The sequence below is a fragment of the Flavonifractor sp. An91 genome (genome assembly GCF_002159225.1).
Lineage (GTDB): Bacteria > Bacillota > Clostridia > Oscillospirales > Oscillospiraceae > Flavonifractor > Flavonifractor avicola.
On sequence record NZ_NFHA01000003.1, the window covers coordinates 114,089 to 137,346 of the forward strand.

The 23,258-nt window shown below is 56.0% G+C and carries 19 protein-coding genes and 1 pseudogene; 2 read left to right on the forward strand and 18 right to left on the reverse strand.

Features of this window, described 5'->3' with window-relative positions; translation table 11 throughout:
* Positions 1 to 5: 5 nt before the first annotated feature.
* Genes B5G42_RS03345 through B5G42_RS03360 form a run of 4 tightly spaced genes read right to left on the reverse strand, consistent with a single transcriptional unit; the run spans position 6 to position 9,577 of the window.
* A complete protein-coding gene (locus B5G42_RS03345) occupies positions 6 to 1,046 on the reverse strand; it encodes a DUF3848 domain-containing protein (protein WP_087266596.1) in 1,041 nt (346 codons plus the stop codon).
* A 13-nt stretch (positions 1,047 to 1,059) separates the two neighbouring features.
* Positions 1,060 to 1,623 (reverse strand): hypothetical protein, encoded by a 564-nt coding sequence (locus B5G42_RS03350; protein ID WP_087266598.1) that lies wholly within the window; start codon positions 1,621 to 1,623, stop codon positions 1,060 to 1,062.
* A 53-nt stretch (positions 1,624 to 1,676) separates the two neighbouring features.
* A complete protein-coding gene (locus B5G42_RS03355) occupies positions 1,677 to 9,170 on the reverse strand; it encodes an LPD11 domain-containing protein (RefSeq protein WP_162611030.1) in 7,494 nt (2,497 codons plus the stop codon).
* Positions 9,171 to 9,220: 50 nt separating this feature from the next.
* Positions 9,221 to 9,577 (reverse strand): TnpV protein, encoded by a 357-nt coding sequence (locus tag B5G42_RS03360; RefSeq protein WP_087266599.1) that lies wholly within the window; start codon positions 9,575 to 9,577, stop codon positions 9,221 to 9,223.
* Positions 9,578 to 9,770: 193 nt separating this feature from the next.
* Here B5G42_RS03360 and B5G42_RS03365 point away from each other — a divergent pair, with 193 nt between their 5' ends.
* Entirely contained in the window at positions 9,771 to 10,334 is a 564-nt protein-coding gene (locus B5G42_RS03365; protein WP_087266601.1) for a hypothetical protein, read from the forward strand.
* A 95-nt stretch (positions 10,335 to 10,429) separates the two neighbouring features.
* Here the strand turns inward: B5G42_RS03365 and B5G42_RS03370 are convergent, their stop codons facing one another.
* The 10 genes and pseudogenes from B5G42_RS03370 to B5G42_RS03415 all read right to left on the reverse strand — a co-directional run bounded on the left by B5G42_RS03370 (position 10,430) and on the right by B5G42_RS03415 (position 17,963).
* A complete protein-coding gene (locus tag B5G42_RS03370; protein WP_087266603.1) occupies positions 10,430 to 11,086 on the reverse strand; it encodes a YodL domain-containing protein in 657 nt (218 codons plus the stop codon).
* Positions 11,083 to 11,682 (reverse strand): hypothetical protein, encoded by a 600-nt coding sequence (locus B5G42_RS03375; RefSeq protein WP_087266606.1) that lies wholly within the window; start codon positions 11,680 to 11,682, stop codon positions 11,083 to 11,085. The genes B5G42_RS03370 and B5G42_RS03375 overlap by 4 nt, the downstream gene beginning before the upstream one ends.
* A 2-nt stretch (positions 11,683 to 11,684) precedes the next feature.
* Positions 11,685 to 12,488, reverse strand: a complete 804-nt coding sequence (locus B5G42_RS03380; protein WP_087266608.1) for a hypothetical protein — start codon at positions 12,486 to 12,488, stop codon at positions 11,685 to 11,687.
* 58 nt (positions 12,489 to 12,546) lie between these two features.
* Complete coding sequence (locus B5G42_RS03385; protein WP_087266610.1) at positions 12,547 to 12,864, reverse strand: hypothetical protein; 318 nt, start codon at positions 12,862 to 12,864, stop codon at positions 12,547 to 12,549.
* A 1-nt stretch (position 12,865) separates the two neighbouring features.
* Positions 12,866 to 13,807, reverse strand: coding sequence for a ParB/RepB/Spo0J family partition protein (locus B5G42_RS03390; RefSeq protein ID WP_087266612.1), 942 nt, complete (start codon positions 13,805 to 13,807; stop codon positions 12,866 to 12,868).
* The gene (locus B5G42_RS03395) at positions 13,764 to 14,573 is read right to left on the reverse strand and encodes a ParA family protein (protein ID WP_087266614.1); all 810 of its coding nucleotides are present in this window, start codon (positions 14,571 to 14,573) and stop codon (positions 13,764 to 13,766) included. Before B5G42_RS03395 ends, B5G42_RS03390 begins: the two co-directional genes overlap by 44 nt.
* 241 nt (positions 14,574 to 14,814) lie before the next feature.
* On the reverse strand, positions 14,815 to 15,243 hold the full coding sequence (locus tag B5G42_RS03400; RefSeq protein ID WP_207757853.1) for a replication initiator protein A: 429 nt from the start codon (positions 15,241 to 15,243) through the stop codon (positions 14,815 to 14,817).
* A 381-nt stretch (positions 15,244 to 15,624) separates the two neighbouring features.
* Positions 15,625 to 15,822, reverse strand: a pseudogene (locus B5G42_RS03405) (RNA polymerase subunit sigma-70); the annotation flags it as partial.
* A 71-nt stretch (positions 15,823 to 15,893) separates the two neighbouring features.
* Positions 15,894 to 17,042: a transglutaminase domain-containing protein gene (locus B5G42_RS03410; RefSeq protein WP_087266618.1), complete on the reverse strand. Its 1,149-nt coding sequence runs from the start codon at positions 17,040 to 17,042 to the stop codon at positions 15,894 to 15,896.
* Between the two features lie 114 nt (positions 17,043 to 17,156).
* The gene (locus B5G42_RS03415; protein WP_087266620.1) at positions 17,157 to 17,963 is read right to left on the reverse strand and encodes a MerR family transcriptional regulator; all 807 of its coding nucleotides are present in this window, start codon (positions 17,961 to 17,963) and stop codon (positions 17,157 to 17,159) included.
* Positions 17,964 to 18,038: 75 nt separating this feature from the next.
* Between B5G42_RS03415 and B5G42_RS03420 the strand changes: the two genes are divergently transcribed.
* Complete coding sequence (locus B5G42_RS03420; protein WP_242961117.1) at positions 18,039 to 19,385, forward strand: MATE family efflux transporter; 1,347 nt, start codon at positions 18,039 to 18,041, stop codon at positions 19,383 to 19,385.
* A 50-nt stretch (positions 19,386 to 19,435) separates the two neighbouring features.
* On the opposite strand, the gene B5G42_RS03425 is transcribed toward B5G42_RS03420, so the two are convergent.
* From B5G42_RS03425 to B5G42_RS03440, 4 genes are all read right to left on the reverse strand, one after another.
* Positions 19,436 to 20,263, reverse strand: coding sequence for a Cof-type HAD-IIB family hydrolase (locus B5G42_RS03425; protein ID WP_087266622.1), 828 nt, complete (start codon positions 20,261 to 20,263; stop codon positions 19,436 to 19,438).
* Positions 20,260 to 21,207, reverse strand: a complete 948-nt coding sequence (locus B5G42_RS03430) for a transketolase family protein (RefSeq protein WP_087187983.1) — start codon at positions 21,205 to 21,207, stop codon at positions 20,260 to 20,262. The genes B5G42_RS03425 and B5G42_RS03430 overlap by 4 nt, the downstream gene beginning before the upstream one ends.
* A 3-nt stretch (positions 21,208 to 21,210) precedes the next feature.
* Entirely contained in the window at positions 21,211 to 22,056 is an 846-nt protein-coding gene (locus B5G42_RS03435) for a transketolase (RefSeq protein WP_087187982.1), read from the reverse strand.
* A gap of 239 nt (positions 22,057 to 22,295) precedes the next feature.
* Entirely contained in the window at positions 22,296 to 23,258 is a 963-nt protein-coding gene (locus tag B5G42_RS03440) for a phosphotriesterase family protein (protein ID WP_087187981.1), read from the reverse strand.

A 23,258-nucleotide genomic window follows, 5' to 3' on the forward strand; every position in this document is an offset into this window, starting at 1 on the left:
TTCACCTACCGTTCCATTTCATGGGGCTTGATGTCCTTTGCCTGATATTCTCGATTGTGGTATGTGATTTTTTGAGGATACAAAAACTCTTTCTTAAAAAACTCCATCTGGCTCTTAGTCAGGCTCGCAAAGTGGTCGCCGTCTGTCCCGCAAATAAAGCAAGTCCCTACGATAACATCTGTGATTTGCCCGTTTCTTCTGATTACTCGATTAGCCGGGAGGTCGGTTAAATTTGCGCCTTCTCGCAACATCAGCAAACAACCTTCTGGAAGATTAGCCGAGGCTGTGCGGCCACCCACAATTTTCTCCATATCCTCCATCGTATTGTTGATTAAAACCGGACGGGCTATTTTCCCGCTTTCCAAAAGCAGCACCCAGATAGCATTTGTCATATTGTGCGTTTTCTCTGGCTCAAAATTGATTTTTGTAAACCCATATCTTTCGCAGTAATAAAAGCCAGGCTCTACGGCAGGAGAGCTAATGACCTGAACCACATCAGACATAGAAAGAGGCTGTCCAGTGTATCCTTCTGGCGGGGCCACATTGAACATATAGTAGATCCCATCCAAAGTGGGGCGCTCAACAATGCCCCTAAAAGCGCTATTGTAAAGGCTGCTCATTACCTGATCGCTTCCTTGAATTTTGGAAAGCTGATCGGATGGAATGTATGCAACCCGGTTGCGATCTCGGGAGTGATCAATCTGATAGATACAAATTTCCATAAAGCGTGGAGATGCTCTGAGTTCCCTGGTTGCACAGTCCTGGATCACGTCAATCAAATCCCCATAATTTTTATCCCTGTAATCACTGTTTTGCAATTCAGCATACACGCAGGCGAGGGGATGTTCAGTGTTCATGAGAGCCTTTGCCAACATGGGAGGCAGATGGCCTTCGCACATGGTTGCCAGGATGTCCTCACGGACGCTGTATTCGCTGGCGTGGTTCAGAATTTCTTTAGGAGTCTGGGCCAACAACCAGTGGCGGTACTCGTCTTGCTCGTCCCGCATTTTGTTATACAGATCCAAATTGATCTGCGATTCGTTCATAAAGTCACCTCCATTATCGCTCCATGTCCCTTCTCCTGGACTTACCAGCGGCCTGCTGCCTTTGCCGGATAGACTGCTCGTGCCTGCCCTTGTAGGCAGCTCGGATGTCCGCCATCAGACGGCGGCATTCCTCTGGGGGAATGGGTTCCAGTTTGTCCCTTGCGCCGGAAAAAGCCGCACGGATCTCCGGCTGTTTGACCGCCCGCACCACAGCCTCCAGGTCGTGAAGCAAATTCTCCTTCGTGTTCAGGCCATACTGGAAGATGGCCTCCAGCTCCTGGCTGTTAAATCGAGTGAGATAGCGGCTCATGAGACGGAATGCCGTTATCTTGCCACTATCATTCCGCACTGGCTCATACCGCTGGGGCGTTCTGAGATACATTCCGTCCATCCCGGCCCCACCGATGTAGAAACCGTTCTCATCCTTTTCGCTCTCCAAAAGGGCCGTACCATCCGTGAGCAAGTACCCCGCCTCCATGCGGGGCTGGATCAGACCACAGGGGACACCTATTTGCCGGATAGCAATGATCTCTGCGGGCACTTCATCCAGGGTCATGGTGTATCTGCCGTCATCCATATCCAAACCTCCTTTCGATAAGCGGCACCCATGTCACTGGGTGCCGCTCATATCTAACGCTCCACCCCACGGCTGCGGCGAGGGGCGTTCCGGTCGTTCTGTTCTTCCATTTCCTCAGCCGATGGCTCGGCCATTTCATTGTCCCGCTGATCCATGTTTAGCAGGGCGTTCAGTTCCTCCAGACGGGCGGACTTGGTGGCCAGCTCCTCCTCCTGGGCAAAGGGCTTTTCCACCTCCACCTTGGCGGTTTCCAGCTGGGCCTTGGTGTCCTCCAGGGCTTGCTCATAGTCCTTCAGACGGCTCTCCAGGCCCTCCAGGGCGTTGTCTATACGCTGGAGGTTGCCATAGGTGTCCGTGCCCAATGTGACCGTGTGGCGCAGCTCATGGCACAAGGCAAGCTGGTATTCCCGCCGGAAGGTGTCAAAGGACAACTCCATGGTGAAGCCACGGTAGGCACCAATGACAACGGCCTCCGGGCTGGTCATGGCTTTACACGCTTCTAGGATCGCTGTGCCAGCGCCCTTTTTCTCGGTATATTCTGTTCCCTGAATCACCATGGGTGAGAAACCATCCGGGTTGGGCTTTGTTTCTTCGGCCAGGTGTGCCATGTCTTTTTTATAACCGGCAATCTGCTGTTCCAAACTGGCGATGCTCTTGGGGAAGCTCTTTAGGATCTGATCCTCCAAGCTGTATTTCTGACTGAGGTGGTTGGCCTTCAGTAGCTTCAGCCGCCCCACGTCAATGTCCAGATCCATCTTCTCCTTGATGTAGGGGTTGCCGGTACACAGGGCCTTGATTTCCGCATAGCTGAGGGCCGTTTCATCAATGTCATCGGCAGAGCGGACAGGGGATTTGCTGGTCATGATCTGGCCGATGAACTTCTGCTTGCTCTCTACCAGCTGGTAGAGATAGCTGTCAAAGGTGTTCTCCGTCACATAGGTGTAGATTTCAACCTCCTTGTTCTCGTTGCCCTGGCGGATGATGCGGCCCTCCCGCTGCTGGAGATCTGCCGGACGCCAGGGGCAATCCAGATGGTGTAAGGCCACCAGCTTCTTCTGGACATTAGTTCCGGCCCCCATCTTTGCAGTGCTGCCCAGCAGTATTCGGACTTCTCCGTTACACACCTTGCCGAACAGTTCCTTTTTCTGCTGCTCGGTGTTGGCGTTGTGGATGTAGGCGATCTGCTCGGCGGGGATGCCTTTGGCAATCAGTTTGTCTCGCAGATCATCGTACACGTTGAAGCTGCCGTCGTTTTTGGGAGTGGAGAGGTCACAGAAGGCAAGCTGGGTGGACTTCCAAGCAGCGGTGCGCTGCCAGATCTCATAGATGTTGTCGGCGCAGGCGCTGACCTTGCCAGTATCGCTGTCCGGCAGCAGCGGATTAACCAGCCGCTGATCCAGCGCCAGTTTACGGCCATCGTTGGTAATCATGAGCATATTGTCCTGGCTGCTGTCCACCATCTTATTGCGGACACGCTCGGCCCGCTCACTGAGGTCTGCCACCATCTCCTTTTGATGTTCGGAGGGTTTCAGCACCACATGGTGGTAGTTGGCCTTGGGCACGGGGAGATTGAGCATATCAGCCGTTTGAATATCTGCGATTTCTTTGAACATACTCATCAATTCCGGCAAATTGTAGAACTTGGCAAACCGGGTCTTGGCCCGGTAGCCGGTGCCCTCCGGGGCCAACTCTATGGCGGTCACTGTCTCGCCAAAGGTGGAGGCCCAGGAATCAAAATGCAGAAGATCATTCCCTTGCAGGGTATCGTGCTGGAGGTATTTCTGCATGGTATACATCTCCACCATGGAGTTGGAGATAGGGGTGCCGGTGGCAAAGACCACGCCACGGCCCCCGGTCAGCTCATCCAGGTAGCGGCACTTCATGTAGAGGTCGCTGGACTTCTGTGCTTCCGTCTGGCTGATGCCGCCCACATTACGCATTTTCGTGTAAGCGGCCAAATTTTTGTAATTATGTGCCTCGTCGATGAAAAGCCTGTCCACACCCAGCTCCTCAAAGGTCACGATGTCATCTTTGCGGCTCTGGTCGTTGAGCTTATCCAGCTTGGCCTTCAAGCCCTTTTTGGTGCGTTCCATCTGCTTGATGGAGAAGTTGTCCCCGTTGCTCCGCTTCAGGTCACTGATGCCGTCTAAAACCTCCCTCAGCTGCTCCTCCAGGATAGCCCGCTGCCGCTCCAGCGACATAGGGATTTTCTCCAGCTGGGAGTGCCCGATGATGATGGCGTCGTAGTCGCCGGTGGCAATGCGCCCGCAAAACTTCTTGCGGTTTTTCGGCTCAAAGTCCTTTTTTGTGGCCACGAGAATGTTGGCAGAAGGGTAGAGCTGGAGATATTCAGCGGCCCACTGCTCAGTCAGATGGTTGGGGACGGCAATGAGAGATTTGCTGCACAGCCCTAGCCGCTTGCTCTCCTGTGCGGCGGCAACAATTTCAAACGTTTTTCCAGCCCCCACTACGTGTGCCAACAAGGTATTCCCACCGTAGAGAATGTGGGCGATGGCGTTCACTTGGTGCCGCCGCAGGGTGATTTCGGGGTTGATACCCACAAAGTTCAGGTGACTGCCATCGTACTCACGGGGCCGGATGGAGTTAAAGGTTTCATTGTAGAGCTTGCAGAGCCGTTCCCGGCGCTCCGGGTCTTTCCAGATCCAATCGGCAAAGGCTTGTTTAATCAGCTGCTGCTTGGACTGAGCGATGGCGGTTTCCTTTTTATTGAGCACCGCCGTCTTATGGCCATCAGCGTCCTCCACATAGTCGAAGATCCGCACATCTTTCAGATTGAGGGTTTCCTCGACGATCTTGTAGCCGCTGATGCGGTTGGTGCCGTAGGTGTTGTTGGCCTTGATACTGGAGCGGTCGTAGCTTTTACCCTCGATGTTCCAGTTGCCGGTCATCTTGAAGTAATGCACCTTGATGTTGAAGCGGGCATAGTTGGGGGTGTCGAACAGCTCAAACATGAACCGTGCTACATCTTCCGGCGGGAGCCAGGTGGCACCAAGGCGCACGGAGATCTCACTGGCGGTAAGATCCACCGGCTGCACGGCTTTCAGGGCCTTGGCATTGACACGGAACCGGCTGTCGGCTTCCGCAGCCTCCTCCGCCTGCCGCAGCTTCTGCCGGACATTGCCGGAAAGGTATTCGTCCGCTGTCACATAGATAGGCTTCCCCTCATCATCCACCTTGTCGGGAAGCTGAAACATCACCCCATGAAGTTCTTCCACCAGGGTTGCCTCGTCTTTTCCGGTCAGGTTGGTCATATAGGGGATGTCAATGCAGGCTTTTTCTGCCAGAGACAGGGCCAGAGCCTCCGATGCGGTGTCCACCCGGCTGACATTGACCTTTTGCTTGATGGTGCGCTTGGTAAACATATCCGCTTTGCGGATGAAGTTGCCGTCGCTGTCCGTAACCTCCAGAGAGGTCAGGAGGAAATAGGAGTTATCCGAGTGGAAGGCGGAGTTATTGGCCCGCTGGGAGATACGGCCATACCTCTCCACAAAGGTGTCATATAGGCCGTTCAGCCGCTGCTGCTCGGCGCTGATGACGTAATCCGGGTAATCCTCGGTCTGGTACTCAATGAGCTGCCGCACACAGTCCCGCAGGCCGATCAAGCCTTTGATGCGCCCCAGGGCGGTGGTGGACACCTCCACCGGATTCATGCGGCTGTTTTCTCGGTAGTAGACCTCTCCATCCACGATAGTATAGGAGAAGTTGCGCACGGTGGGGTCTGCCGGGATGGAGCGATCCTCCTCCAGCTCGTCCGCCTCCTCACGCTCATACTCCTGGATGGAGCCGCCAATGTTGCCGATGGCAGAAGTCAGCAGGTCGGAGAGTTCCTGGCCCTCGAAGGGGATACAGGCCGTCTCAGGCCCATAGGGGCCGCTGACCTCCTGCATCTCACCCAGAATCATTTCCGGGTGGTCAATGAAATACTGGTTCATCTTGAGGCCGTTTTCATTGACACCAAGATGCACCCAGTCGGGTTCAATATCTATGAGAGAATCTCTCTTTTGCAGGAACAGAATATCAGACGTGACCTCCGTGCCAGCAGCGCCCTTGAAGGTGTCATTGGGCAGGCGGATGGCACCCAGCAGGTCGGCCCGCTGAGCGATGTATTTGCGCACCGCAGGGTTTTCCTTGTCCAGGGTGCCTTTGCTGGTGATGAAGGCCACGATACCACCGGGGCGTACCTTGTCCAGGGTCTTGCCAAAGAAGTAGTCGTGGATCAGAAAGTTATGCTTGTCATAGCGCCGGTCGGCCACCTTGAAGTTGCCAAAGGGGATGTTGCCGATGGCCACATCAAAGAAGCTGTCCGGCAGGTTGGTCTTTTCGTAGCCCTGGATGGTTACAGAGGCGGTCTGGTAGAGCTGCTGGGCAATCCGTCCGCTGATCTCGTCCAGTTCAACGGCATAGCGCCTGGAGCCAGACATACGCTCCGGTATCATGCCCAGGAAGTTGCCGGTGCCGCAGGACGGCTCCAACACGTTTCCTGTCTCAAATCCCATCTGCTCCAGGGCCTGATACATGGAACGGATGACCACCGGGGGCGTGTAGAAGGCGGTCAGGGTGGATTCTCTCGCTGCCTCGTATTCCTCCGGGGAAAGCAGGTTTTTCAGCTCCAGGTAGTTGCGGTTGGTTTCTTCAAAGCAGTCCGCCAGTCCGCCCCATCCCACATACCGGGAAAGAACCTCCTGCTCCTCCGGTGTGGCCAGCCGCTCCTCGCTCTCAAGCTGCTTCAAGAGCCGGATGGCGGCGATGTTGTTCTGGTAGCGTTGGCTGGGTGTCCCAACCCCAAGGGCATCATCTGTGATGTGGTGGTCATGGCGGTCTGTTTGCTCCGGGTAGAGGACATTGGAAAGTGCTGCGGTACGGGATTTTTTGGGTTCCTTGGGCGGCTCCAGCGGGGCCGGATTTTCCAGGTAGGCCCGGATAGTGCCGATGTACTCCATTCGCAGGATGGGAAATCCCGCCGACTGCGAAAAGGTCAGGTCGGTCAACTCCACCTGATTGGTGGCAAGATCTACGCTGTGTACCCGGTATCTGCGCCCATCCTGCTCAAATTCAGTTTCACCGGGGATCAGGTTGGCCTGGGCGTATTCCTCATTGGTCAATTCGTGCTGAACCGCAGGAGCCGCCTGGGAAAGCTGGCCCTTTTCATCCAGGGCCGGGTGAAGGATAGCTTGTACCTGTTCCCGAAGGCCGGGAGTATCCTTCAGCTGCGCCTCGTTGATCCACTCATACGCCTCATCCCAAGTCTTAAAGACTGATGGGTACCCAAATTCCCCTGCGGAAAATGTGATCTCCGATCTTCCTTCCCATAGGGTGAACAGGAAACCGGCGGTTTCCATGGCCTGAACGATAATTTTCTCCCTGTCTGAGAGGGTATCAATGACGGCCTGTTTTTTTGCGGCCTGTTCCGCCTCCCACGCCTTTACCTCGGCTTCCAGGTCGGGAAGCGGCTCCGCTTGTCCCTGCTCCGGGACTAGATGCTCCAAAGCGTTTTCCCTGACCTGAGCGTGTGCTGCCGGGTCAGGGTACTCTCCGATAATGCGAAGGTAACGCTCCTCCTTCAGGTCATAGACAGCAGCACCGTCATAACGAAAGCCATCATCCTCCATGGTGCCGTCCACATACCCCTGGGCCACTCGCTCCGCTTCTTCCAGGGTCTGATAATCCAACCGCTCATCAAAGCCGTTCTCAAAGTGGTGGTAGACAGCCACCTGATACCGGGCGGCCATGCGGTCGGCGTAATCCTCGATCTGCTCCCTGGTGAGCCAGTTCGGTTTTTCGGGCAGAGCATCGTACAACTCCCGCATTTTGTGGATCTGTGCGGACACATTTCCGGCCCATAGGTGCTTCTCGTTTCGATGGCCTTCTCCCAGAAAATACTCACAGTCGGTGCGCAGCCGGTCAAGCAGGCGATAGTTGCCGCTGTAATCCCGTGTATCAGTGGGCTGTGCCTGTTCCTGGGGCATATCAGGCAGGAAATATTGTTCGTTGAGTGGATTTTCCTCCAGTTTCCGATCAAAGTCAGCACGGGGGAACTCTTGGGTGAACAGCGGAAATTCCGGGTCGTAAAGCGTGACGGTAGTTTCCCCAAGAGACTGCATCTCATAGGGTTTTGTGCCGATGTAGACCGTACTGCCCAAGGGAATCTGATACCGGCGGGGGCCGCTGAACCGCTCCATGACTGTTTCACGGCGCTCCGTTGCCCCTGCGGGCAGGGAGGAAACAAGGACATCATGGTTGCGCCGCATCCGGTTGGTGTAGTGCTCCAGCCGGTGAGCGGGAAGGCCGCACATTTCCACTCGGCCAACCCCAGGGACGGGGCGGGTGGTCAGGGTCAGTCCCAGCTCCGGCGCAAGGGCCTTGGCATCCTCTCCATACAGCTCATAGAAATCTCCCACCTGAAACAGCACCACATGGTCGGGGTATCGCTCCTTGACGGCGTTGTACTGCATGGGGGTAGGCTCCTGGCCCTCCGGCACCTTCTGGCTGACAAGCTCATCTTCATACTCCGCCATGGCCTCCGGGGAGAGGTAGCGGTCTTTGCGCACCAGATTCTCAATACGGTGAGCGACTTTCACCCAGGAGAGATTGATTTCCGGGCAGTTTCGTTTGGTGAAGCGGATACCCTTACTGTCGTAGTCCTCATGGCTGTATCCAGACCTGGACAGGGCGTGGGAATTACTGCCTGTACCGTACTCCTTCCGCAGAAAGTCCGCCTTTTCCTTGGTGTCGTGCGGCTCCTGAAAGAAGCCGTAGATCCGCTTCGGCCCGCCCTCAAAGTGGCTTCCGCCAGAAAGGGCCTCGTCAATCTCGTCCTCCGTGATAAAGGGCATGATGGCGGGCAGTTCCGTCAAGGTGGTGCTGAAGGTCTTGCGGGGCAAGTCCAGTTCCTCCAGGCGGTTCAGCACACCACGAAAATCGTGGTAGTGAAAGCGCATGATAGAGCGATCTTCCTGATAGGCGGCAAGAAATGTCCGGTATTCGTTCAGCAGAGTTTTTCGGAAGTCCGGGTCTGCCAGAAGGTCGGAAAGGCGGGGTTGATCTTTCGGAAAGTCCAGCCATTTTGCTCCGTCGGTCAGGCAGGGAAGGAAATCATTCGGGTGATCTTCCCGGTTTAGGTCACGGTACAGATAAATCAGACTTTCCGCCAAAAGGCTGCGCTCATACCCGTCGGCCTCCAACAGCTCCACGTTGCTGGCAAACTGACCGGCCTCCAGCAGCTCTCCGATGCGCTGGGCCACACTCTCCCAGGGGATGACCTGGGCGTTGGCTTCATATCTGGCCCGATCTCCATTGGCAAGGTGGATGCCGTCCTCGTCATACCATGCGGCCATGGGGCCGTGCTCCGTGGTGATGCCGTTGCCGCCGTGATAGAGGGCCTGGAGGCGGGTGATCATAAGGGGCAGGGGAATGTCCATCTGAAACAGATGGATCACCCTCATCCGCAGCTGATCCGTATTGCCGCCGTAGCGCAGGAACTGGTCAACCGCTTGCTGTCCAACAAAAAAAGCGGAGGATGTAGGCAATACATTCTCCGCTTCCGTAGGTGCGTTATGAACTTGTTCCGCTGGGGGGATTAGCTGTAAATCAGCTGCCGGAGTACCACTTCCTCCGCCGATGCCTTGAAGTTGTTCATGGCCTGTACCCACGCCATCTGATTGGTGGCCTTCATCTCCTCGTCCACCCGGTTCTGCTGTGCCAGCTCTCTCGTCAGCTGCTCTACCATCTCGGTGGCCCTCCGGTCGATGTCCATCAGGTGCCCGTCCAGCTTGCCCGCCAGCAGCAGCCGGTCGTACAGCATCGGCTTGTTCTCCTTCAGGTACGTCTTGTGTAGCATCCCGTACTTGCCCATCGGGGCTTCCTCCGTCTCTGGCAAGGTCAGGTCGGGATACAGGTACTCCCCGATCTGTGTATAGGTCAGTTCCTCGGTCATAGATTTCATTCTCCTTTCGTGCCGCCCTGGGTTGTTCTTCTGTGGCTCTATCATACACAGGGTTTCGCTGCTTGGCAAATTTTGCAGTGCGCTCCTGCTGCTGAATGGTGCGCCCAATCTCCAGCAGCACCATTTTTGAGATGGAATTGGAGGCGTTGCCCAGAACAGATACCGTTTCATAGGTAGAGAAATCGTGGATGAATTCAAAATCCGTCTCATCGAAGTAGCGGTCTGCGTCATAGCCACAGCGGGTCAGCACCGTATAAGCAAGGCTGTTTGCCAGCAAGGTTTTCAGCCGCACGGAGAGATTCAGGTCATCCAGATCTTCCAGAAAACTGTCCTCCCTGATGTTGCACAGTTCTTCCAGGTAATCGGTCAGATTGTCCTCCGCAATCGCCTGGCTCATGGAACAGATCTGTTCCTCGAAGGAGATGCCGGGTTCTCGCTCTACCTCAAAGCTGTTGCTGATAGATTCCAGCACGGCTTCCTCATAGGCGGGTTCCATCTGCCAGAGCTGCGGCTCCTGGGGGCGGTGACGCCCAGGGTGCGTGTCAGATACATCAAAGACATACTTGAGCCGGGTCTTGTGGCCGGAGTCATCCAACAGGGCAATGCCCCTGCTGCCCCGGTTTACCCAGCGATCCATCCGACTGTTCCAGAACTCAATGGTGGCACAGGCGGTGGCGTCGGGACGCTGGGCGTGGATCAGAAGCTGATCCCGGAAGGGGTACTTATAAATCCTGGCGGCAGTTTTTAAGTACCGCTGCCAGTTTCCACGCGCAGAGGCCAGTTCCAGGGTTTTCTTCTGACTGAACTCCGTGACGATTTGCAGCTTGCTCGCCATGTTTCCTCCTATCGTTCAAATTCATGCTTGTGCTTGTTCTTTTCCGGCTTGTCCTGCTGGGAAAACTGCGCCGCAAAGCTATCGGGCAGCTCCTGGAATTTTTCGGCCTCCACATAGTAGGCGGCCTGCTTGCCACTTTGATTGACCAGCAGAATGTCGCTGTCACAGAGAGAGCGGAGGGTGCTGCCTCCGGGCCGGTGCTCCATGCTGTGCTTTTTGCGAAGATCCTCCAGCGTCGTTCCAGGGCCGAGGTTGCAACGATACACACAGCGGTAATCGGCGGGCCTGATCCGCCCCTTGGCTCGGTCGTAGGCACAGCAGAAGTAGTCTGTTTTGATGACATCTTTGAGCTGGTAGAGTGCGTAGGTGTCGCAGCAGTCCTTCTCTCTCGGATGCTCAGGCAGATAGGTGTAGCCGTTACGCCACGCCATTTCCGCAAACTCCATGATGTGGAAGCCGCACTGCCCAATGTAGATGTGATAATCGTCGATGTAGGAGCACTGGTGCTTCATCTGGGTGCCGTCCGGCTTTGTCATAATGATGCTGCTGTGATTGGGCAAAAGAAAGAGCGTATTGTAGTTGCAGTCTACAAACCGCATATCCCGTACTCCATTTGGATTGGGAAAGGCGCATACGCCCGCAATGTTGATGGGTTCCTGGCTCATCGTTCATGCCCTCCTCTCGCTTTTTTCGGCGGGGTGCGGTCATGCTCCTTCATCTTTTCCTGCGCCCAATCGGGCAGTTTGGTGAGATCTGCAATCCCCAGGACATCCGAGGCATCCCACCGGCACCGCTCACCAGAAAACAGCTCCTGAAAGTACACGGCTCTGCCTCTTGCTCCTGAGCTGCACCCAAAGCCGCCGACTGCGTACCCAAGCTGGCAATCTGCCGTGCGGTACTCAGCCGCCAAGCTGGTCGGTCTGAGAATCACAAGTTTGCCCTCCAGGGATTCTTTCTCGCCACGCTCACGACAATGCTCGGCTCCTAGCACCTCAATGGGTACAGCACGCTTCTCCCGGAATTCCGCCACCGCCTTTTGCTGCTCCTGCAAACGATTCAGAAAAATTTGCATGATCTCGATATAACTGTCACCGGCAACAGCCTGGGGAAAGATTTTCTCACCCAGCAGGTTATATTGCTGATAACAGGTCATGTAGGGCGTTTCCTTGTCCCTGGGATTGTAGCCCAGAAGCATCATGCGCCCGCCCAAACGGATGGACTGGAGGATTTCGTAATCCCCCGCCATTTCGGGGACAGCCATCTTTAACGCTCCCTTCCTGTGGAATCTTTCTGTTTATGAGTTTCCCGCCGCAAATGGCGATGCAGTGCGTAAAGCATGGTAACGTGTGTTTCAAAGCATTTCATGGCTTCTGCGTACTCTGTAAAGCTCGTATGTGCAGGATTTGGCTTGTGATTTGGTTGCCAGTCCCAAACAGCATACTGGTGGGAATCCTGAGAGTGGAACCCCACTGCAATTTCACGATCTTCCATGCTCACAGATGCCATCATCGTGTAGCCTTTATATTGTTCCGTGGTATGATGGAAAGAGCCGTTCCCCAGGTACAGGGTATAGCTTCCGTTTTGCCCTTGCTGATAAGAGACGGGGATCATAAGCTCTCCTGTGACCAAGTTGGGGTGGTAGGTGTAACCCAGCCGTTCTTCCATCATCATCTTGGGCATAGAGGAAAAGTCGATGTAATAGGCATCCGCCCCCATGATGTGGTAGGTGTGAAGTTTCCCCTTCACTGGGAAATAGGTGGACAAGACGGGATGTTTGATGTGGCCGGTGATGGCAACGCTCTTTTCCTTGGATGCCCTGTCGAGATAGAACTGGGGCTGTGCGCCGGGGACATCCCAGCCGCACATGGAGCCGCAGATCATGGCTTCCAGCTGCGCCAGTGTGATCCCCATGCGGCTGTTGGTGAAGTCCGCAATGTTTTTGTTTTCCTCCCGACTGTCTGTGTTCCACTCGCTGCGGTAGTACCCACGCTCGCCTCGCTTAATCACAATCAGTTCCCCGGTGCTGGGCAGGATAGAACAGCATTGTTCCGGTAGTGCTCCGCTCATTTTGACCTCCTTTTAGGCAACAAAAAACGGCCCTACGAGCCGCTTATCACAACTTGATTTAGTTTTCCGGCTGGTGATTTTCCGGTGCCGGTTTTCCCTGACATGGGGTTCTGTGCAGTATATAACGCACTCCGCTGATATGCCCTTCCGGACTGTATTCCCGGTGCCGCTCCACATAGCCGGCTTTCTCCAGCTCACGAACGGCATTGCCAACCGCCTCGATCCCATCCCGGCTCAGTTCTGCCAAATTGCGGACAGTGAAATTCCAGGTCGGTTCCTGAAGCAGCATGATAGAGAATAAACCCTTTGCCTTCAAGGAAAGGGTTTCGTTCTCTAAATGATGCTCCCGCATAAGAATCTGATCCATCTCGTTCATATCATCGCTCCTGTTCCCGCATTTTCTTTCTCTGCCACTGATCCAGGAGCCGGATAATTACTTCTTCCATCTGCTTGGGGGTATAGCTGGGCGGGAAGTATTTTTGCAGGCGATCATTTTTTAAGGTCACTTTCCGGGCCAGGGACTTGTCCTCCCGAAGAAGCACCTCCATGACATTGGCATCCAGCTTTCCCTCCTCACTCAGTTCCTTAAGACGCTTGGCCTGTCCCAGGCTGGGAGATACCTCATCCCGTTCCATGATGACCAACAGGGCAGTTTGCTCTTTTTCGCTCAGATGGGAAATGTAGTCCGCTGCGGGCGTGACCTTCAAAATCCCGTTGTCCACCTGCTCCAGCAGGGGAGGGATCAGCTTTGTTAGATTTACATACCGCTGTATTTGGGTTGCGCTTTCGCCAACTTGCTCAGCTAAAATATCCTTCGATTTTCCACGGATAAAATGGAGTCCAACTTGGCCCCCATTTTCTTTTGAGGGTCGTCCGGCCTGTCGCTTCATGGCCTCCAACTTCAGGCTGTACGCCCTGGCCTTTTCACTGGGCAGCAAGTCCTCACGGGTGATGTTATAGTCCACCACCAGAATGTCAGCCTCATCGTCCGTGTACTCCCGGATGATAACCGGCAGGCTTTCCAGACCCACCGTCCTGGCGCAATAGTCACGGCGATGGCCGGAGATAATCTCGTAGCCGCCCTCCGTCCGGGGGCGGACGATTAGCGGTTCCGCAACCCCCACCTGCTCGATGCTGTCCATAAGCCGAACCAGATCCGGCGTGGGCCGCTTGATGGAGTATGGCTGTCTGGCATAGGGGTAGATCTCACCGACGGGTATGTTCAGGATGCGCTCGTGGGTGTCCTGCTGCCGTTCCTGCTCACTTTTGAACAGATCATCGAGTGAGGCCAGGCCCATGTTTTTGACGTTGCCTGCCAAGGTTCATCACCTCCCTGGTAAAAGATTCATATGCGCTTGCTACCCGTCCCTCCTTGTCGTGTTCAAAGATGTTTTTGTGCTCCAAGCTGATCTCAGCGGCACGGATAGAACGGGGAATTTCGCTGTGGAACACCCTGCCTCCATAGGCTACCCGGATTTGCTCAATAACGCCACGGGAAAGAGTGGTGCGGCTGTCAACCATCGTCATCAGGATGCCGCCGATCTCCAGTCCGGGATTCAGCTGACGCTTTACCCGCATTACGGTTTTAAGTAATTGCTCTAAGCCCTTGGCGGGCAGGTAGTGAGCCTGTACCGGGATGATAACGCTGTTGGCTGCTGTCAGTGCGTTGATGGTCAGCATCCCCAGGGAAGGCATACAGTCCACGATGGCATAGTCGTAGTCCCTCTGGACGGTAGAGAGATATTGCCGCAAGACCGTCTCCCGGCTCATTGTGTTGACCAGCGTTACCTCGGTGGCGGACAGCTCTATGTTGGCAGGCATCAGATCCACGCCGTCCTGATGGTGCAGAATGCCATCGTGCGGCTCAATGGGCTTATCGGTGATGATCTTCCCCATGACCGTTGCCAGGGTAGGGTTCAGCTCGTCCGGCTGCTCCCAACCGAGAAGTTGGGTGAGATTACCCTGAGCATCTGCGTCAACTAGAAGAACTTTTTTACCTTGCCGAGAAAGACCAATGGCCAAACTTGCTGCCGTGGTGGTCTTGCCGACGCCGCCTTTTTGATTGGCCAGTGCGATTGTGTGCATTTATAACACCTCCGTTTCGATTGTCAGCTTGCCCTTTTGAAGGGCAGGCTCTCTTATTCTTTTTTCGGTATGTATTCTTTCTTTACTCCAGTCAGTATCACTATACTCAGTCTTATTACCCTCGGTTTTTCCGAGGTCTTGACCTCTGATTTCCCGAGGTTTAGAGTTCTGCTTTTCGGAGGTCTTGACTTCTGTTTTTCGGAAGTCTTGACTTCTGTTTTTCCGAGGTCTTGACCTTCGATTATCCGAAGTCTTGACCTCTGTTTTTCCGAGGTCTTGATTTCGGTCTTTCCGAAGTCTGTTTTTCTCCGGCGAAGTTTTTGACGTAGATCAGGGAGGCCCGTCCTTGACCTTGCCTTACCCGCTCAATCAGACCAACTCCTTTCTTGGTGTCCAATTCGTTGAACAGCTTGATTGCCTTCTCTGTCTTGTACCCAAGCGTCTCCGCAACGTCATCCAGGGTAAATATGATATATACCCGGCCTTGCTCGTCGTGCCACCCGTTCTTCATGGACAGGCTCATGCGGTCAAGCAGGATGCCGTAGAGCAGCTTGGCATCTGTCGATATGCCAGCAAACCGGCTGTCTGTAAAGAGCAGCTTGGGGATACGGTAAAATGAAAACTGTTCTGCTTCATAACCGTAATAATAAGAAAGCTCCACGGAAGCCATAACGATCACCCCCTATCAAAAAAGGAGAGCGTATTCAAAACGCTCTCCTTGAACAAATAATATGATACTGATATATTCGATTTGAAATTCATCGCTCAAGCAAAGGTGATACCATGATTGATGCAGTGAGCGATGTGTGATACAAGGGCCAAAGCAACTTTTCCACAAGCAAAGCCAAGAACCCTTGTCCCACAATGGATTCTCGGGCTTGTCCATATAAAATTCATGGGGGCATCTCCAGCTCTGTATCATGCAGGCAACAAGATACTGGCCTCATAGAGGATGTCCAAATGCCGGTTATAGCCATCCACTCGCACTGAGCCTGACAGTAGCTTTGCACCGCCGCTACACTCGGATTTGTCGTTTGCTTCAACCGTTATTAACAATGTGGGCCACCAGGCGCAGATTGTGCTCGATCAATTTGTTGCGGGCCTCCAGATCGCCCTGAGCAGCCTGTTCCAGATACCGGCGTTCCTCTTCCGCTTTCAGCGGTCGGGGAAAGGAGCCGTTTCCCCCGCCGGACAGGCGAAGGGTAAAGAAAACCTGATTGAGCAGCAGCAGGATCCATGCAGGAATCATTTGTCACACCTCCATGGTCCCACTGTATTCCGACAATGTTTGTCCCTATACAGCAAAGCCTTGTCCCAATCTTATGATTGGGTCAGCCCCTGTATCAGCTCCTTCTGGCCGATTCCCCAGAAATGATCCTGGGAGATTTCCTCTTCCGTTCGTCCAAAATACCTCCACTGGCTCTCATCCGGGCGTCCCGCGTCCCAGGTCGTATCAAAGTAGCGGTATTCACCATCCAGCAGAGCGCAATTCCACATATGCTCCTCCCCTGCTCCGGTACCGGTGACGTTCCAGCAGGGGATGCCGGCCTCTTCACAGAGCACACGAAATGCCCAGGAAAACCCGCCGCAGATGTCCGTTCCGTTCTGCAATGGTCCGAAAGCTGTCCTGGATTCATAGGGCAACGTGTCCGGGCTCTGATAATATCGGTAGTCATACGTGGTATTTTCCACAGTAAAGCGATAAATAGCCTTAAGCTTTTCCTCATCATCCATGGTATCGGTCAGGATTGTCGCCGCAGTCTCTTTTGCGATACTCTGGATCTCCTGTATCTTCCCAACACTCTGCTCAATCGTTTCAGAATCGCTTGGAAAAGTTTGGATTGCCGTGGCGTCGCTGTTGAGCGTATACAATATATAGCCATACCCCGCCAACTGCAGGGCCCGCTGCATATCATCCACCACCAGCTCCGGGTCCCGGATCACAATAGAAATCTCTTCCTCACTAAGAGCGGCGTCCGCCGCCTTCACCAATTCCGCAAGGGTATTGATTTCCACGGCTCCCTCCGGTTTGCCGTCCGGATACCCCAGTTTATACGGCATATACGAAATCTTACAGACTGTCCCATCCACTCCTTCCGTACATTCCAGGGCGTAGGCATATTTCAGCTCCGGCCGGGCGCTCAACACCTCATTGGACGCGTTCTGGAGCAGAATGGAACGCTCCTGAAAGGGCAGGTCTTCCTGCGTAAAGCGGAAGGGCACTTCCTGCACAAATCCTTCATATGCCCGCTCCAGGATCTGAGTTGCCTTCTCCTGGGTACTCACGGGATAGATCTCATCCATTGGCTCCGGCGAGGCTGGCGCTTCACTTTGCAACGGAGTGGGGGATGGTGTCTCAATGCTGGGACTGTTGGTATCCACGGCATCTGGCTGAGCCTGTGAACAGCCGCTCAGGCACATTGCAGATAAAAGCGTCAGGACAACAGCAGTCGTACCAATTCTTTTCATGTGTATCTCCTCCTGCCAAACGCTGCATCTGACGGGAGTCCCGTCATGTCATAGACGTGCTGCTGCTGTAAAAAGTTTCTTGTCCTGCCTTGATGCACCATATCAAATCCAGGGTCACAGGGCACAGACCCGCACCTGAAGTTCGGTGACGTACTCCTCCGGGCGGTTGGTGTCATGGGCGTCGATGCGGTAGAGCTCCAGCGGCGCCCCCTCTGGTATCCGCCCAGCCTCCTGGATTCCCGTCAGCAGCGTTCCCAGATGCTCCTCCATCCGATCATATTCGCCCCGATAGTACAGCCGGGCATATTCACCTCCGGGCAGTATATCATCGTAGGGCAGTCCAGAGCTGGTGAGGAAAAAGACCCGAGAAAAATGATTGAAGATCCCTTTTTTCAGACTTTCCTCGTCCACCTGGGCCCCCATACATTGGCTGCCAATGACCTGGATGTAATCCTGATGCCGCTGCTCCAGCCGCTTGAGCTGGAAGTCCACTTCCTTCTCCAGAATAAAATCCTTTTCCAGAAAGACGTAGGGCCGCTCCGGCTCCCGGACAAGCTCTACATATCCGGCCTCCACCATGCGGTAGCGCTCCAACCGTGCTCGACGCTCTGCCGCCTCCTTCCGTGCAGCCTCCAATTCCTCCATCCGACGCTTGAGCAGCGTCTCCTCCCGGTCCAGCAGCTCCAGGGTCTCCCCTACGCTCCGCCGCTCCAGATAAGCTCCGATCTCCCGGGTGGGCAGATCCAGCTCCCGCAGTGAGCGAATGATATTCAGAGTACACACATCCTGGATACCGTACATTCGGTAACGGTTCTCTCCCCGCACCGGGTGGAGCAGCCCCTTCTCCTCATAATAGCGCAGAGTATCAGGACACAAGTCGAATAATTTGGCCAACTCATGGATCTGATAAAATTCTTTCAACTTTTTTGCCTCCCTCTCTTGACTTTCGGATGGTACGAGGGTTTATCATATCCCCAGTAAGAGGAGGTTTTACCCGTGAATCTGGTCGCCAAGTTTTTCAAGTTTACCATTCCATCCATCGTCTCTATGTGGATCTTCTCCCTGTACACCATGGTGGACGGCATTTTCGTTGCTCACGGCGTGGGCAGCCACGCTCTGGGGGCAGTGAATCTGTCCATGCCATTCGTGTCGCTCATCTTCACCATCGGCATCCTGCTGGCCACCGGCACCTCCACCGTCCTGTCCCTGGCGCTGGGACAGGGAGATGAGGAGAAAGCCCGCAACTACTTCAATCAGAACCTGGCAGTGGTCATTGTTCTGTCTCTGGTCCTGACGGCAGTCGTGCTGCTCAACCTGGAGCGCGTAGCTCTGTTCCTGGGCGCCACTGGGGACCTGCTGCCGCTGGTAAAGGAATATGTAGGTATTATCGCCTGCTTCTCCGTCTTTTTTACCGTGTCTTACAACCTTGAGGTTCAGGTGAAGGCAGACGGCGCCCCCCACGTCAGCACCATCGGCGTACTGTCCTGTGCCATTATGAATGTGGTGCTGGACTATGTGTTTGTGATGCACTTCCACTGGGGCGTGTGGGGTGCGGCTCTGGCCACCGGCTTGTCTCAGGTCACCTCCACTGTGATCTTTGTCATCTACTTCGTGCGCCACCCCAACCCTCTGCGCTTTGGCCGCTTCAAGCCCGACTTCGGTGCCTACCGCCGGATCATTCCTCTGGGCACCTCCGACGGACTGAGCGAGTTCTCCAACGGCCTGGTCATTTTTCTGTTCAATCAGACTATCCTGCAGGTGTCCGGCGAGGCCGCCCTCACCTCGTACACCATCATCAGCTATGTCAACACTCTGGTGCTCATGACCATGATCGGCACTGCCCACGGGGTCCAGCCTCTGTCCAGCTTCTATCTTGGCGCGGGACAGCGGCCCCTGTGCCACAAATTCCTGTCTTACGGCATCAAGCTGGTGGCAGTGGCAGGAGTAGGCTTCTTCATCATCTGCCAGCTGCTGGCCGGTCCCATTGTAGGCCTGTTTCTGGAGCCGGCCGATCCGCTCTTCGGATACACCGTCAATGCGCTCCGGCTCTATGCTCCCGCCTTCCTGCTTATGGGCTTCAACGTCTTGATCTCCGGCTTCTTTACCGCCATAGAGCACCCCTTCCCTGCTCTCACTATTTCCTTTGGCCGGGGCCTGGTGCTCATCTCCGGCTGCCTGGTGGTCCTGTCCAAAGTGCTGGGCGATACGGGCATCTGGCTCTCTCCCCTGTTCTCCGAGGGAATCTGCCTGCTTATTACCCTGTTCTTCCTGCTGCGGTACCTTCATAAAATCCGTCAGACCGAACCGGAACAGCAGCCCGATTTTTCTTCTGTCGCCCGCTAAAATCAACTATGAGGAAAAACGGCGCATGACAATGGTCATGCGCCGTTTGATTATGCATTCAGCAGATACTGTTCCACAGCCATACCGACGCCGCCCTCCCGGTTGGTGCCGGTGAGGTAGCGGGCGGCGGCCCTGGCCTCAGCACTGGCATTGGCCATGGCAAAGGACCAGCCCGCCCAGGCCAACAGCTCCAGGTCGTTGCCCGCGTCGCCGAAGGCCATCACCTGGTCCGGCTCCAGCCCCAGCTTTTCGCACAGGGCCTGAACCGCCGAGCCCTTGTTGACACCGGGGGCGGTAAGCTCCATATTCTCCCCGAAGGAGGTAGTCACCGCCAGGGGGCCGCAATCCTCCACCACATCCAGCAGCTCCTGCCGGCGCTCCGGGGGTACGCGGAAGATATGGATCTTCTCCACCGCCTTGCCCTCCAGGGCGGCGTTCAGATCCTCCGGGAAGTGAGAGACCGAACGCAGTACCTGAGCAAACTCCGGGGACAGGGCGCTGCCCACCACCTGCTCGGTACGGTCGGCCTGAATATAGTTTTCTCCCTCGCAGTAGACCTCAAAGGGCAGGCCCCAGTCCAGCAGCAGGGTGAGGATGGTACGGCGGGCAGCCGGGTCCATGGGCCGGCGGTAAATCCACTCCCCCGTGGCCACATCCAGCACCGCCGCGCCGTTGGACAGCACGGCGTACCGGGTAACGCCAATCTGGGCGTCCACCGCCCGCAGCAGGGACCAGGCCCGACCGCTGGCGATGGTCACCGCCGCCCCCCGCTCTGCCGCCGCCCGGAGAGCGGCCACATTTCTGGGGGGCACGGTGGCGTGGTCGTCGTCCAGCAGGGTGCCGTCCATATCCAGGCAGATCAGTCGGATGTCACTCATTTCTTCAGCTTCAGGGCCTGACGTACCTTCTCGATGATACCTTCGGTGGTGAGGCCGTAGGCCTCCAGCACCGCCTTGGCAGCGCCGGAGCGACCGAACTCATCGTTGACGCCATGACGCACCACAGGCACCGGGCAGTGCTCGGCCAGGAATTCCGCCACTGCGGAGCCCAGGCCGTTGAGGACAGTATGCTCCTCAGAGGTGACAATGCAACGGGTCTCCAGGGCAGCCTTCAGCACAATCTCGCCGTCCAGAGGCTTGATTGTGTGCATATCGATGACCCGGACGGAGATGCCCTCCTCCGCCAGCTTTTCAGCGGCAGCATAGGCCATCTGGACCATCATGCCGGTGGCAATGACGGTGACGTCGGTGCCATCCCGCAGCAGAGAGCCCTTGCCCAGCTGGAAGGAGTAGCCGGGCACCTCATCAGTGATGCTGTCTACCGCCAGGCGGCCCAGCCGCAGATAGGCCGGTCCGTCATAGTCCAGCAGAGCCTTTACCGCCAGACGCATTTCGGGGCCGTCGCAGGGAGAGACCACCATCATGTTGGGGATGGTACGCATGAGGGCGTAGTCCTCGATGCACTGATGGGTGGCGCCGTCCTCACCCACGGACAGTCCGCCGTGGGAACCCACGATCTTCACGTTGAGACGGGGATAGGCCACGGAGTTACGGACCTGCTCATAGGCTCGACCGGTGGCGAACATGGCAAAAGTATGGGTATAGGGCATTTTGCCGCAGGTAGCCAAACCGGCAGCCACGCCGGTCATGTTGGCCTCAGCAATGCCCATGTTGTAAAAACGCTCAGGGTGGGCCTTGGCAAAAAAGGCGCTCTGGGTGGAGCCGGACAGGTCGGCGTCCAGCACCACCAGGTCGGGATACTGGTCGGCCAGCTCGGCCAGGGCCTTACCATATGCCACGCGGGTGGCGATCTTTTCACTCATGGCTTACTTTCCCTCCAGTTCCGCCAGCGTCGCAGCCAGCTCCGCATGGGCCTTTTCATACTGCTCATCATTGGGCGCCTTGCCATGCCAGCCGTAGTCTCCCTCCATAAAGGAGACGCCCTTGCCCTTGATGGTCTTGGCCAGCAGCACGGTGGGCTTGCCCTTGCAGGCAGCAGCGGCGTTAAACGCCTCTTCCAGGGCGTTGAAGTCGTGGCCGTCCACATGGATCACATTCCAGTTGAAGGCCTCAAACTTCTTGTCCAGGGGCTCGGAGGGCATGACCTCAGCCGTGGGTCCGTCGATCTGCAGGCCGTTGACGTCCACAATGGCGCACAGGTTGTCCAGGTGGTACTTGGCCGCAGACATGGCGGCCTCCCACACCTGGCCTTCCTCGATCTCGCCGTCGCCCAGCAGAGCATACACACGATAGTCCTTCTGATCGGCCTTACCCGCCAGAGCCATGCCCACAGCGGCGGAGATGCCCTGACCCAAAGAGCCGGTGGACATATCCACGCCCTTAATGTGATGCATTTCGGCATGACCGGACATCTCGCCCTTGATGGAGCGGAAAAGTTTCAGATCTTCCACGGGGAAAAAGCCCTTCAGAGCCAGATTGGGATAGAGTGCGGGGGTACAGTGTCCCTTGGACAGCACGAAGCGGTCCCGGTCAGGGTCCCGGGGATTGGCGGGATCTACCCGCATCACATGACCGTACAGGGTGGTAATGATGTCCATGGAGGACAGGGAGCCGCCGATGTGGCCGGAGGCCGCGTCATGCACCATGTCCATCGCCAGCAGGCGGGCACGGGCGGCTGTGACAGCCAGTGCGTGGACCTTTGACTGTTCCATTTGATTCACCTTTCCATTCTGTGGGCCCGAAGGGCCATATTCTCTGACCTTTAGTATACATTAGAAAACCGTACGTTTCAACCATCGGTTCACACAAAAAGACAGATTGGACCCCTCCCGTCCTTGAGCGTTTGGTACTTTTATCCGCAAAAAAGCGGCAGGCACGGGACCGTGGCTCCGGTCCCGTGCCTGCCTGATGAGGGAAAGGATTTAGTAAGGGGGAAAATAAGGAACAATCATTAGTGACTGGAAGTTCCTTCAAAGAAGGTTCTGGGATTGGCCGTCAGCAGGCCGTCCACCACGGCGGGCTCCAGGCCCCGCTCCCGCAGAGCGGGCAGTACCCGACGGTGGATGAAGGTGAAGTCCTCCTCCAGATGGAGGTAATCGCTGTTTTTGGTGGTCTCCCAGCTGTCCCAGAAGGCCAGATAGGCGGCCAGATCGTGGCTGAGGAGCAGTTTGTTCCCCCAGCCCATTTCGCACAGCCGGGCAATGGTGTCCACCCGGGGCTCCAGCCCCAGGTCCCGGTCGCAGAAGCCGAAGCGGTCCATGCCCAGCCAGCAGCCCCGCTCCAGCATGGCGGTGAGGTATTCCAGCTCGGTGGTGTCGCCGCTGTGACCCAGGATCACCCGGTTTGCGGGCACGCCGCAGCTCTCGAACAGGTCCAGAATCTCCCCGCCGCTGTGGACAGAGGGATCATGGTGGCAGAAGATGGGCAGCCCGGTCTCGGCGGCCACACGGCCGGTGGCGTGGAGTACCTTGTGGAGCAGAGGCGTCACCCCGGCCCGGGCCACGCCCGCCTTCAGGATGCCCGGCTTGCTGTCGGTACCCTGAATACCGTCGGTGCAGTCGCCCATCAGCAGGTCGTAGATCTGCTCCTCGTCCCGGAAGCCCAGCCAGGGCTCCTCCTGATAGTAGAAGCCGGTGGAGGCGATGATGTTCAGTCCTGTACGGCGGGCCACATCCCGCATCAAGTGAATGTCACGGCCCAGGTTTACAGGCGTGCCGTCCACCACGGTGGCCACACCCTGCTGTGCTGCCTTGCCCAGCATTCCGCAGGACATCTCGGTAACCTTGTCCGCTTCATAGAAGCGGGAACCGAAGTTCATCCGCATGGACCAGTCGGCACAGGTCAGATGCTCGTGCATCAGCACCTGGCCCAGTTCCGACGTGTCCACCGGGCCCAGTACGCTCTGGATCTTCAT